This is a genomic window from Sphingomonas molluscorum, from assembly GCF_039522995.1.
GTDB lineage: Bacteria > Pseudomonadota > Alphaproteobacteria > Sphingomonadales > Sphingomonadaceae > Sphingomonas > Sphingomonas molluscorum.
In genome coordinates, this window is sequence record NZ_BAAAEL010000002.1 from 389,988 (window position 1) to 402,757 (window position 12,770).

8 protein-coding genes are annotated in these 12,770 nt (G+C 71.1%); 4 read left to right on the plus strand and 4 right to left on the minus strand.

Annotated elements, in window-relative coordinates; all coding sequences use genetic code 11:
- Window positions 1-398: 398 nt before the first annotated feature.
- Window positions 399-2,663, minus strand: a complete 2,265-nt coding sequence (locus tag ABDZ92_RS06420) for an NADP-dependent malic enzyme (RefSeq protein ID WP_125961555.1) — start codon at window positions 2,661-2,663, stop codon at window positions 399-401.
- A 137-nt stretch (window positions 2,664-2,800) separates the two neighbouring features.
- Between ABDZ92_RS06420 and mutS the strand changes: the two genes are divergently transcribed.
- Window positions 2,801-5,377 (plus strand): DNA mismatch repair protein MutS, encoded by a 2,577-nt coding sequence (gene mutS / locus ABDZ92_RS06425; RefSeq protein ID WP_125961632.1) that lies wholly within the window; start codon window positions 2,801-2,803, stop codon window positions 5,375-5,377.
- A 7-nt stretch (window positions 5,378-5,384) separates the two neighbouring features.
- On the opposite strand, the gene ABDZ92_RS06430 is transcribed toward mutS, so the two are convergent.
- The 3 genes from ABDZ92_RS06430 to ubiA are packed head-to-tail and all read right to left on the minus strand — an operon-like array spanning window position 5,385 to window position 8,472.
- A complete protein-coding gene (locus ABDZ92_RS06430; protein WP_125961554.1) occupies window positions 5,385-6,167 on the minus strand; it encodes a 3'(2'),5'-bisphosphate nucleotidase CysQ in 783 nt (260 codons plus the stop codon).
- Window positions 6,160-7,506 carry a TldD/PmbA family protein gene (locus tag ABDZ92_RS06435; protein ID WP_125961553.1) on the minus strand — a complete coding sequence of 449 codons (1,347 nt, stop codon included), beginning with the start codon at window positions 7,504-7,506 and terminating at the stop codon, window positions 6,160-6,162. Before ABDZ92_RS06435 ends, ABDZ92_RS06430 begins: the two co-directional genes overlap by 8 nt.
- Before the next feature lie 51 nt (window positions 7,507-7,557).
- Window positions 7,558-8,472 (minus strand): 4-hydroxybenzoate octaprenyltransferase, encoded by a 915-nt coding sequence (ubiA, locus tag ABDZ92_RS06440; RefSeq protein WP_125961552.1) that lies wholly within the window; start codon window positions 8,470-8,472, stop codon window positions 7,558-7,560.
- A gap of 333 nt (window positions 8,473-8,805) precedes the next feature.
- Between ubiA and ABDZ92_RS06445 the strand changes: the two genes are divergently transcribed.
- From ABDZ92_RS06445 to ABDZ92_RS06455, 3 genes are read left to right on the plus strand one after another with little or no spacing between them, the layout of a single operon-like run.
- The gene (locus tag ABDZ92_RS06445; protein WP_164521312.1) at window positions 8,806-10,485 is read left to right on the plus strand and encodes a diguanylate cyclase; all 1,680 of its coding nucleotides are present in this window, start codon (window positions 8,806-8,808) and stop codon (window positions 10,483-10,485) included.
- Window positions 10,486-10,517: 32 nt separating this feature from the next.
- A complete protein-coding gene (locus ABDZ92_RS06450) occupies window positions 10,518-11,261 on the plus strand; it encodes a 16S rRNA (uracil(1498)-N(3))-methyltransferase (RefSeq protein WP_125961550.1) in 744 nt (247 codons plus the stop codon).
- Window positions 11,262-11,319: 58 nt separating this feature from the next.
- Window positions 11,320-12,693, plus strand: coding sequence for a glutamate--cysteine ligase (locus ABDZ92_RS06455; protein ID WP_125961549.1), 1,374 nt, complete (start codon window positions 11,320-11,322; stop codon window positions 12,691-12,693).
- Window positions 12,694-12,770: the final 77 nt, after the last annotated feature.

The following is a 12,770-nucleotide window of genomic DNA, read 5'->3' on the forward strand; positions in this document are numbered from 1 at the left end:
AACTTCGGGGTGCAGCTGTAAAGGACGTGACAAGGTCGTGTCGCCGACGCAGCGGATCTTGCCGTCCGGCACTCCGATCACCGTCTCGGCAGGGCCTAGAGCCCCGCCCACCCGTTCCTGGGGAGGAAAGGTGCCCGCCGGAGTCTCTCCGGCGGGCATTTTCGTGTGTGAGGCGCGCAGCATGGGAGCGGCGGAGAGACGCGGAAGGCCAGCCCGGACCCCCGCCGTATCCCTGCGCAGGCAGGGATCCAGGGCCAAGCAGAGCAAGCCAGGCCGCACTTCGGCAACCCTGGACTCCCGCCTTCGCGGGAGCACGACAAACGAGGAAGGCGAGCGGCCTCCGGTCCCCCCACCATCGGCGGGAGGAGCCGCGCAACCGCAGCCCCTCCCCCGAAGGATCAGCCGTCGACCATGCCCCCGGCCGCCAGCACCGCCAGCGTCACCAGCTCGCTCGCGGTCGACGTCATCGGCGCGATCTGCACCGGCTTCTCCATGCCGATCAGCATCGGCCCGATCATGTCGTCGCCGCCCAGCTCGCGCAGCAGCTTGGCCGAGATGTTGGCCGACTGCAGGCCCGGCATGATCAGCACGTTGGCCGGGCCCGACAGGCGCGCGAACGGATAGTTCGCCAGCTGGCGCGGGTTGAGCGCCACGTCGGGCGTCATCTCGCCCTCATATTCGAAGCTCACCTCGCGCTTGTCGAGCACGCCGACGGCCCCGCGCAGCTGCTCCAGCCACTTGCCCTCGGGGTTGCCGAAGTTGGCGTAGCTCAGGAACGCGACCCGCGGCTCGTGGCCCATGCGACGCGCGACCTGCGCGGTCGCCTCGGCGATGTCGGCCAGTTCCTCGGAGTTCGGGCGCTCATTGACCGTGGTGTCGGCGATGAACACCGTGTGGCTCTGCCCCACCAGCACATGGATGCCGAACGGCGTGCGGCCTTCCTTGGGATCGATCACGCGGCGCAGTTCGCGGATCGTCTGCGCATAGGTGCGCGTGACGCCCGTGATCATCGCATCGCCCTCGCCCAGCTGCAGCAGCAGCGCGCCAAAGATGTTGCGATCCTGGTTCACCATCCGCTCGCAATCGCGACGCAGATAGCCGCGGCGCTGGAGGCGCGCGTAGAGGAAGTCGACCATCTGCGGCACCAGCGGCGAATGGCGGCTGTTGTGAACCTCGTAGGTCTCCGGGTCCGTGACGCCCAGCGCGCGCAGGCGATCGTACACGTCGTCGCGACCCACCAGCACCGGCGTGCCATAGCCGCCCTCGCGGAAGTTGATCGCGGCGCGCAGCACCACCTCTTCCTCGCCCTCGGCGAAGATGACGCGCTTCGGGTGCGCCTTGGCGCCCTCATAGGCGAGGCTGAGCACCGAGGTGGTCGGGTTGAGCCGGCCGCGCAGCGTGTGGCGATAGGCGTCCATGTCGAGGATCGGCTTGGTCGCCACGCCCGAATCCATCGCCGCCTGGGCGACGGCGGCGGGCACCAGCTCCATCAGCCGCGGGTCGAACGGCGCCGGGATGATATATTCCGGGCCGAAGCTGTGCTTCACGCCATAGGCGGCCGCCACTTCCTCCGGCACCTGCTGGCGCGCGAGCTTGGCGATCGCCTGTGCGGCGGCGACCTTCATCGCATCGTTGATCGTGGTCGCGCGCACGTCGAGCGCGCCGCGGAAGATGAACGGGAAGCCCAGCACGTTGTTAACCTGGTTCGGATAGTCCGAACGACCGGTGGCGATGATCACGTCCGGGCGCGCGGCCTTCGCCTCCGGCGGGGTGATCTCCGGATCGGGGTTCGCCATTGCGAACACGATCGGGTTCGGCGCCATCTTCTTGAGGAGCTCGGCCGGAAGTGCGTTCGCCGCAGACAGGCCCATGAACACGTCGGCACCGTCCAGTGCCTCGGCGAGCGTGCGCTTGTCGGTGGCGACGGCATGTGCCGACTTCCACTGGTTCATGCCGGCTTCGCGCCCCTGGTAGAGCACGCCGTCCAGGTCGACCATCAGCAAGTTCTCCTGCCGGACGCCCATCACCTTCACCAGGTCCGCGCAGGCGAGTGCCGCGGCACCCGCGCCGTTCATCACCACCTTGGTCTCGGCGATGTTGCGCTTGGTCAGGTACAGCGCGTTGATCAGGCCCGCTGCGGCGATGATGGCGGTGCCGTGCTGGTCGTCGTGGAACACCGGAATGTTCATCCGCTCGCGCAGCGTCTGCTCGATGATGAAGCATTCCGGGGACTTGATGTCCTCCAGGTTGATGCCGCCGAAGGTCGGCTCCATCAGCTCGACCGCGTCGATGAAGCGGTCCACGTCCTCGGTCTTCAGCTCGATGTCGATCGAATCGACGTCGGCGAAGCGCTTGAACAGCACCGACTTGCCTTCCATCACCGGCTTGGACGCGAGCGCGCCCAGGTTGCCAAGACCCAGGATGGCAGTGCCGTTGGAGATCACCGCAACCAGGTTGCCCTTGGCGGTATAGTCATAGGCGGTGGCAGGGTCGGCCGCGATCGCGCGCACCGGAACCGCGACGCCCGGCGAATAGGCAAGCGCCAGGTCGCGCTGCGTCGACATCGGCTTCGACGCGATAATCTCGATCTTTCCCGGCCGTCCCTCCGAGTGGAACAGCAGCGCCTCGCGCTCGGAGAATTGGACGTTCGATTCTTCTGCCATCTGCAACCTTCCCGCACTGATGGCTCTGCCCTTAGGACGCATCCTCGCCTCCGTCACCCCACCGCAGCCCGGGCATGACGCCGGTCGCTTCTTCGGCTACCCACGCGCGCATGCCTGCCGTTCCAGCACCCACCCCGATGATGGCGCAATATCTCGCGCTCAAAGCCGAAGCAGCCGACTGCCTGCTGTTCTACCGCATGGGCGACTTTTTTGAACTGTTTCACGACGACGCCAAAATCGCCGCGGCCGTGCTCGACATCGCGCTCACCGCACGCGGCGAGCATGAGGGCGCGAAAATCCCGATGTGCGGCGTGCCGATCCACGCCGCCGAGGGCTATCTGGCGCGGCTGATCAAGGCCGGCCACCGCGTCGCCATCGCCGAGCAGGTGGAGACGCCCGAGGAAGCCAAGAAGCGCGGCGGCTCCAAGGCGCTCGTCGCCCGCGCGATCGTGCGCGTGGTCACCGCCGGCACGCTGACCGAAGAAGCGCTGCTCGACGCGCGCGCCGCCAACTGGTGCGTGGCGGTCGGCGAAGCCGGCGGCGAGGTCGCGATCGCCGCGGCCGATGTCTCCACCGGCCGCTTCGAGCTGATCGAGACCGACGCCCATGCGCTCGCCGCCACCATCGCGCGGCTTGCCCCCGCCGAGGTGGTCGCCTCCGAGGCCTCCGCCTTTGCCGAGATCGCGACCAGTCTGCGCCCCCGCATCGACTTCGACAGCGCCGCCGGCGAGGCGCGGCTGAAGGCGCTGTTCGGCGTCGCCACGCTCGACGGCTTCGGCAGCTTCGGCCGCGCCGGCCTGGCTGCGGCGGGCGGGCTCGTCGCCTATCTCGAGCATACCGCGCGCGGCAGCCTGCCCTTCCTCCGCCCGCCTTTGGTGTCGCGCAACGACCAGTGCATGGCGGTCGACGCCGCCACCCGCGAGAGCCTGGAGCTCACCCGCACCACCTCGGGCAGCCGCAGCGGTAGCCTGCTCGACGCGGTCGACCGCACCGTCACGGGTGCCGGCGCACGCCTGCTGGGTGCCGACATCGCCGCACCCTTGATGGACCGTGCCGCAATCGAGGCGCGGCTCGACGCCGTCACCCGCTTCCACGACGATCCCGGCCTGCGCGACGGCGTGCGTTCCGCCCTGCGCGCGCTTCCCGACGTCGGCCGCGCGCTCGGCCGCATTGCCGCCGGCCGCGGCTCCCCGCGCGACCTGGGCCAGCTACGCGACGGCCTCGACGGCGCGCGCACGCTGGGCGACCGCCTCGAACAGCTCGCCGACGCACCGCCGCTGCTCGGCCAGCTGGTGCCGGCTCTCCGCGGCCACGGCGCGCTGGTCGAGCTGCTCAGCCGCGCGCTCGTCCCCTCGCCCCCGATCGACGCCGCCAACGGCGGCTATATTGCCGAGGGCTATGACGCCGCGCTTGACGATCTCCGCGCCACCGGCGCCGGTGGCCGCCGCGCCATCGCCGCGCTGGAGGCGGAGTTCCGCACCCGCACCGGCGTCAACGCGCTCAAGATCCGCCACAACGGCGTGCTCGGCTATCATATCGAGGTGCCGGCCCGCGCCGCCGACGCGCTGATGAAGGCCGACAGCGGCTTCACCCATCGCCAGACGCTCGCCGGCTGCGTCCGCTTCAACGCGCCCGAACTGCACGAGGTCGCGCTCAAGGTCACCCAGGCCGGCGCCCATGCGCTCGCCGCCGAGGCCGCGCATCTGGAGGAACTGACCGGCCAGGTGCTTGGAAACCGCGAGGCCATCGCCGCCACCGCCGATGCCCTCGCGCGCATCGACGTCGCCGCCGGCCTCGCCGAACGCGCGGCCGAGGGCGGCTGGGCACGCCCCGACCTGGTCGACCACGCCTGCCTGGAGATCGAGGGCGGCCGCCACCCGGTGGTCGAAGCCGCCGTCGCCAAGGCCGGCGGGCGCTTCGTCGCCAACGACTGCCGCCTGTCGGAGGACAATCGCCTGTGGCTGGTGACCGGCCCCAACATGGGCGGCAAGTCGACCTTCCTGCGCCAGAACGCGCTGATCGCGGTGCTTGCCCAGGCCGGCAGCTACGTCCCCGCCACCCGCGCCACGCTCGGCCTGGTCGATCGGCTGTTCAGCCGCGTCGGCGCCTCGGACAATCTCGCGCGCGGCCGCTCCACCTTCATGGTCGAGATGGTCGAGACCGCCGCCATCCTGGCGCAGGCGACCCCGCGCAGCTTCGTGATCCTGGACGAGGTCGGCCGCGGCACCTCCACCTACGACGGCCTCGCCATCGCCTGGGCAGTGGTGGAGGCGATCCATGAGGACAACCGCTGCCGCTGCCTGTTCGCGACCCATTATCACGAGCTCACCCGGCTGGCGGAGCGCTGCGAGGCACTGAGCCTGCACCACGTGCGTGCGCGCGAGTGGAAGGGCGACCTCGTCCTCCTCCACGAGCTGGGCGAGGGTCCGGCCGACCGCAGCTACGGCCTGGCGGTGGCCCGGCTCGCGGGGCTCCCGCCCGCTACGGTCGCGCGCGCGAAAGCGGTGCTCGCGAAGCTCGAGGCCGGCCGCCAGAAGACCGGCGGCCTCGCCGCCGGCCTCGACGACCTGCCGCTGTTCGCCGCCTTCCAGCCGGCCGAGGAGGAAAAGCCCGATGCCGTGCGCACCGAACTGGCGGGGCTAGACCTCGATGCCCTCACCCCGCGCGCCGCGCTCGACGCCCTCTACCGGCTGAAGGAACTCGCCCGCGCCTAGCGGGCGGTCAGGGCCGCCCCAGCGCCGCGATCGCGCGCGGCCGCAGCCGGTCCACCGCCGCCGCATGGATGCCGGGCGCGGTCGCCAGCACGCCGAACGCCTGGGCGCGCGGCGTGTTGAAGCGCAGCGGCTTGCCGAGCGAGTCGGTCACCGTCGCGCCGGCCTCGCGCAGCAGCAGCACGGCCGCCGCCACGTCCCATTCATTGCCCCAGCGAAAGGTCGCGAGCAGGTCCGCCTCGCCCGCCGCCACCATCGCCATGCGCAGCGCGATCGAGTTGGGCTTGGCCACCGCCACCAGGTCGCGGTCCGCCTTGGGCAGCGCGTCCACCGGCGTGCGCGCGCCCGCGATCCGGGCGATGTCGCTCGCCGTCAGCCGGACGCCGTTGCGCCACGCCCCCTCGCCCGCCGCCGCGCGCCAGCGCTCGTGCCGCGCCGGGGCGTCGAGCACGCCCAGCACCGGCTGCCCGTCCTCCACCAGCGCCACCGACACCGACCAGCCCGGCCGACCGCGGATATAGTCGCGGGTCCCGTCGATCGGATCGACGATCCACACCCGCCGCTTGGCCAGCCGCACGGGATCGTCGGCCGATTCCTCCGACAGCCAGCCGGCGTCCGGCAGCAGCGCGCTCAGCCGCTCGCGCAGCAGCGCGTCCACCGCCAGGTCGATCTCGCACACCGGGTTGCCCGGCGTCTTTTCCCAGCGCTCGAAGTCGGTCGCCGCGCGCCCATGCGCCAGCGTCGCCGCTTCGGCAGCGATCGCCGCCAGTTCGTCGAGCAGCGTGTCAGCCACCCGCCACCGTCATTCCGTCGATCCGGATCGTCGGCACGTTCACGCCATAGCGGAACTCCAGGTCGCTCGCCGGCACCAGGCCTGCGAACATCTGGCGCAGATTGCCCGCGATGGTGATCTCCGCGACCGGCCGGGTGATTTCGCCCTTCTCGATCAGGAAGCCGGCGGCGCCGCGGCTATAGTCGCCCGTCACGCCGTTCACGCCATGCCCGATCAGCTCGGTCACCAGCACGCCGTGCTCGATCTCGCCGATGAGCGCCTCGCGGGTGATGCGCCCCGCTTCCATGTAGAGGTTGCTGGTGCCCACGCCCGGCCCGCCGCCGATGCCGCGGGTGGCATGGCCGGTCGGCTCCAGCCCCAGCTGCCGGGCCGAGGCGCTGTCCAGCAGCCAGCTTTGCAGCACGCCCCCCTCGACGATCGCGAGCGGCGAGACCGGCAGACCCTCGCCGTCGAACGGCCGCGAGCGAAGCCCGCGCGGCCGGTGCGGATCATCGCGGATGGTGACGCCCGGCCCGAATACCGCCGTGCCGAGCGCCTCGCGCAGGAAGCTGGTGCCGCGGGCCACGCCCGGCCCCGCGATCGCGCCGGTCAGGTGGCCGAGCAGGCTCGACCCCACCCGCGGATCGAACACCACCGGCATCGCACCCGACGCGATCCGCGCCGGATCGAGCCGCGCCACCGCGCGCTCGCCCGCCAGCCGCCCGATCGCCTCGGGCGCCTCCAGCGATGCACGATGGCGCGCGCTGTGGTGCGCATAGTCGCGCTGCATGCCCGATCCGGTGCCCGCCAGCACGCTTGCCGAGACGCCGTGGCTGGTGACGGCGTAGCTGCCGGCAAAGCCGTGGCTGGTGGCCAGCGCCACCACCGCGCGGCTGGCACTCGCACTGCCGCCCTCGGAATTGGTGACGCCAGCCACGCCGCGCGCCGCATCCTCGGCCGCCAGCGCCTGCGCCTTCAGCGCCTCGGGCGCGACCTCGCCGCCGTCGTCCAGGTCGAGCAGCGGGGCCGTGCCCTTCATCAGCCGATCGGCCGGCGCCAGCCCGGCCCAGGCGTCCTCGGGCGCCAGCCGCGCCATCGCCACCGCCCGCTCGGCCACCGCATCCAGCGCCGCGTCCGACAGGTCGGAGGTGGCGACGCTTGCCGAACGCTTGCCGACGAAGACTCGCAGGCCCAGCTCGCCGCCCTCGGACCGGCCAACGTCCTCCAGGGCGCCCAGGCGCACGGAGACGGAAAGCGCCGTGTCGGCGATCAGGATGGCGTCGGCGGCATCGGCGCCGCGGGCGCGGGCTCGGTCGATCGCCTGCGCGGCGCGGGCCTGCGCCTGTTCGGGGGTCAGCATGGCCGCGACTTAGGGAGCCGGGGCCCCAAGGTCAAAGCCCGCGGCGGCAATTCAGGCCGCCGTCCCCACCACCAGGCAGGCGAGGAACATCAGCAGCCCCGCGTCGCGATTGCTGCGGAACCGCGCCAGCGTGTTGTGCCCGTCCTGCGGCGACAGCGTCGCCACCTGCCACAGCAGGTGCAGCGCCATCGGCAGCAGCGCGACAAGCGCGAGCGGCGTCGGGAACACCTGCCAGAAGGCGCCCGCCCAGCACAGCAGCGACACCAGGTACAGCAGCGCGACCCCGGGCCGAACCTTGGCCCCCATCGCCCGTGCCGACGAACGCACGCCCACCAGCGCATCGTCCTCCACGTCCTGCAGCGCATAGATGGTGTCGTAGCCGATCACCCAGGTGATCGATCCCGCATAGAGCAGCAGCATCGGCACGATGCTGCCGTGCGTCACCTCCACCCAGCCGACCGGCGCTGCCCAGCTGAACACGATCCCCAGCCACGCCTGCGGCCACCAGGTGATCCGCTTCATGAAGGGATAGGCCGCGACCAGCACGATGCTGGAGACGGCGACGATCGCGGCCGCCAGCCGCAGCTGCACCAGCACCAGCAGCCCGACCGCGCACAGGATCAGCAGCCAGGCCCAGGCCGCCTTCAGCGACACCGCCCCGCTCGCGAGCGGCCGGCTGCGCGTGCGCGCCACCTGCCGGTCGAGGTCGCGGTCGACGATGTCGTTGTAGACGCAGCCCGCGCCGCGCATCGCGATGCTGCCGAGCAGGAACCACGCGATCATGTCCCAGCGCGCGATCCCCTGGCCCGCCAGCGCGATCGCCCAGGCGCCGGGCCAGAACAACAGCCACCAGCCGATCGGCCGGTCGAAGCGCGCCAGCAGCGCGAACGGCCGCAGCCCCGCCGGCAGCCGCCCGACGAGCCCGCGATGCTCGCTGTCGGGAACGATCTCGGTCGCCGCCGTCATCGCGTGCCGCCCCTCGCCTGGGGAACGTGGGGGAAGGAGCTTCGGTGCCGGCGCGGCTGCAACGGGGGAATCGGGGATGTCATGCGGCCTGCTGCCACAGATGGACGGAGCTTGGACAGCCCGTGTGCGTGGTCGCCCGGGAAACTCCCGCGCGCTTCCCGCGTTGCCCGAGCTCACCGACTACATTATTTACTGTTTACGTGCTTGAAGGCCCTGGACGGCGCCACAAAGCGAGCGCCGAATCCCAGGAGACGCAAGATCAGGTCGAACAAGCTGCTCCCCTTCAAGGGGTTCTGGCGTGCGGTCTCCGCCAGCCTGACCGCCCGCGTTCTGATGGTGGGCATGCTGCTGATCGGCCTCCTCGCGCTGGTCGGCTTCGTGGCGTTCGGCCGGGTCGTCGATCTGACGCTGGTGCGGCTCGGGTCGGGCTTTGCCGAGCGGCAGGTACTCTATGATCGGGCACGCGGCCTCGGCACGTTGCAGCGGGATGTCGCGCTTGCCGAAACCAACGCGCGTTCGGAAGCGCTCATCGGCTGGCTGCGCGACGAGGGCAATGCCGCAAAACGCCGCGCCGCCATCGCCGAGCTGCGCCGCGTCGTCCAGCTGTCGGCGGGCGGCACCTTCTTCGTGGGCTCCGCCGCCTCGCGCCAATATTTCTACGAGGAGCCCGGCAGCCGCTATTCGGCGGACCGCCCGCGCCTCACCGTGCAGCCGGGCAACAACCGCGACCGCTGGTTCTTCGAGGCGCTGTCCCGCCCGCGCGACTGCCACCTGAACGTCGACGCGGACGATCTCGCCAAGCGCACGCGCGTGTTCGTCAACTGCGTGATCCGCTTCGAGGGCAAGGCACTGGGCGTCACCGGGACCGCCGTCGACCTTTCCTCCTTCGTGCACGAGGCGCTGGCCGACACCCAGGCCGGCGTCTCCACCTTCTTCGTCGACCACGATGGAGCGGTGCAGGCGCATCGCGATCCGAGCAAGGTCGACCGCTATTCCGACCCCAACCGCAAGCATCCGCCCACCGTCTTCGCGATGCTGAGCAACGCCGACGATCGCGCCCGGCTGCACGCGATGATGGCGGACGTCGCCTCGGGCCGCGCGTCCGCGCGATCCAGCTTCCTGGAGATGGGCGGCGAACGCGTGCTGGTCGGCGTCGGTTATCTGAACGGGCTCGACTGGTACAATGTGACGGTCATGGACACCGATGCCATGGTGGACCGCCGCCTGTTCGGTCCGCTCGCCGCGCTGATCGTGCTGATGCTGGTGATCGGCGGCGCGCTCGCCGTCGTCCTGTTCAAGCGCGTGGTGCTCGATCCGCTCACCCAGCTCGAGATGAGCGTGATCGAGGCGGAACGCGGCAACTTCCAACCTGCCGAGCAGCTCGACTCCGATCGCAACGACGAGATCGGGCGCCTGTCGCGCCGGTTCGCGGCGATGGCGCGCGCAGTCGCCGAACACACCCGCTCGCTCGAAGCGCGGGTGCGCGAGCGGACGATCGAGCTGGAACGGCTCGCCAACCGCGATTCGGCAACCGGCGTCGCCAACCGCCGCGGCTTCGTGGCGGCGTTCGATGCGGTGCAGCGCCAGCGCGGCGCGAGCTCGGTCGGGCTGCTGCTGATCGACGTCGATCGTTTCAAGCAGATCAACGACCGCTTCGGCCATGTCGCGGGCGATGCCGTGGTGGCGGAGATCGCGCACCGCATCCAGGCCGCGCTCCGCCCCACGGACCTGTGCGGCCGCTGGGGAGGCGACGAATTCATCGTGCTCTTGCCCGGCCTTGGCGCCGATCCGCTGGAAACCGTCTCGGACCGGCTGGTCGCGGCCGTCTGCGCGGCGCCCGTCGTGCTGGGGGATGGCGCGCGCGTCCCGATCACGCTCAGCGTCGGCGCCTATTGCGTGACGCCCGGCGACACGATCGACACCGCGACCGATCGCGCGGACGCCGCCATGTACCAGGCGAAGAAGGAGGGGCGCGACCGCGTCATCGTCGCCGACGATTGCCCGGTGACGTGACGAAGCCGCCCGCTTCGCCTAACACCCGGTCCATGCCCGCAACCCCCGCCTGGCCGCCGCAGTCCACCCCGCGCCTGTTCCTGGAAGCGACGATCGCACCCGATGCCGCGATCCGCATCGACGGGCCGCAGGCGCATTACCTGCTGTCGGTGCTGCGCGCGAAGCCGGGCGACCCGGTCAAGCTGTTCGACGACCGGACCGGCGAGTGGCTCGCGACCGTCGCCCATGCCGGCAAGCGCGACCTCACCCTCCAGGTCACCGACCAGCTTCGCCCGCGCGAGCCGGTGCCGGACCTGTGGCTCTGCGCCGCGCCCTTGAAGAAGGGCCGCATCGACTGGACGGTGGAAAAGGCGTGCGAGCTGGGCGCCGCCCGCATCGTACCGGTGCTCACCCGCCGCACCGTGGTCGACCGGCTCAACCTGGACCGGCTGCGCGCCCATGCGATCGAGGCGGCCGAGCAGTGCGACCGCACCGCCCTTCCCGAGCTGGCCGAGCCGGTGAAGCTCGCCGCGCTGCTGCGCGACTGGCCGGCCGAGCGCGCGCTGTTCTTCGCCGACGAGACCGGCGGCGCCCCGGCGTCCACGACCATGGCGCAGCACCGCGGCCCCGGCGCCGTGCTGATCGGGCCGGAGGGCGGCTTCGACGTCGAAGAGCGCGAGGCGATCCGCGCCCTGCCCCAGGCCTACGGCGTCACGCTCGGCCCACGCATCCTGCGCGCGGAGACGGCGGCGGCCGCCGCAATCAGCGTCTGGATGGCCAGCGCCGGCGACTGGTAACGTACGGCATCAAAACGGCGCTGGCGCCGCACCGCGGCACCGCCTATGGGCGCAGCCCATGAGCACCAAGACCGTTTCGGACACCAGCGCAGCGGTCATCGAGACCCGCGACCAGCTGATCGGCTATTTCGCAGGCGGCGAGAAGCCCGCGGAACGCTGGCGCATCGGCACGGAGCACGAGAAGTTCGTGTTCCGCACCAGCGACCACCGTGCCCCCAGCTATGACGAGCCCGGCGGCATCCGCGACCTGCTGATGGCGCTGACCGAGTTCGGCTGGACGCCGATCGAGGAGAACGGCAAGGTCATCGCGCTCGCCGGCAAGGACGGCACCGTCAGCCTGGAGCCCGCCGGCCAGCTCGAACTCTCCGGCGCCCCGCTCGAAAACCTCCACCAGACCTGCGGCGAGACCGGCCGGCATCTCACCCAGGTAAAGGCCGTCGGCGAGAAGCTGGGCCTGGGCTTCCTGGGTCTCGGCATGTGGCCGGACAAGCCCCGCGCCGAGCTGCCGATCATGCCCAAGGGCCGCTACGCGATCATGCTCAACCACATGCCGCGCGTCGGCAGCATGGGTCTCGACATGATGCTGCGCACCTGCACCATCCAGGTGAACCTCGACTATGCTTCCGAAGCGGACATGGTGCAGAAGTTCCGGGTCGGCCTGGCGCTCCAGCCGCTCGCGACCGCGCTGTTCGCCAACTCGCCCTTCACCGAAGGCAAGCCCAACGGCATGCTTTCCTACCGCAGCCACATCTGGTCGGACACCGATCCCCACCGCACCGGCATGCTGCCGTTCGTGTTCGAGGACGGCTTCGGCTACGAACGCTACGCCGACTACGCCCTCGATGTGCCGATGTACTTCGTCTACCGCGACGGCAAGTATATCGACGCCGCCGGCCTCTCCTTCCGCGACTTCCTGAAGGGCGAGCTCTCGGTCCTCCCCGGCGAGCTGCCGACGATGGACGACTGGGCCGACCATCTCTCCACCGCCTTCCCGGAAGTGCGGCTCAAGACCTTCCTGGAGATGCGCGGCGCCGACGGCGGCCCCTGGGGCCGGATCTGCGCGCTGCCCGCACTTTGGGTGGGCCTCCTCTACGACCAGGGCGCGCTCGACGCCGCCTGGGACCTCGTCAAGGACTGGAGCCTGGAGACCCGCCAGGCGCTGCGCGACTCCGTGCCGCGCCTCGGCCTCGACGCGCCGCTGGGCGACAAGGGCACGCTGCGCGACATCGCCCGGCAGGTGCTCGACATCGCCGGCGCCGGCCTCAAGGCGCGCGGCCGCCTGGATGCCGCCGGCGACGACGAGACCGGCTTCCTCACCCCCTTGCGCGACGTGGTGCGCGACGGCCGGGTGCCCGCACAGCAGCTCCTCGACCGCTACGGCAGCAGCTGGGACGGCGACGTCACGCGCGTCTACGACGAACTGACGTTCTGAGACGGCACACCCGTAGAAGCACCACCGTGCTCCTGCGCAGGCAGGAGCCCAGAGCCACGAAGCACAGCGCCTGTTAC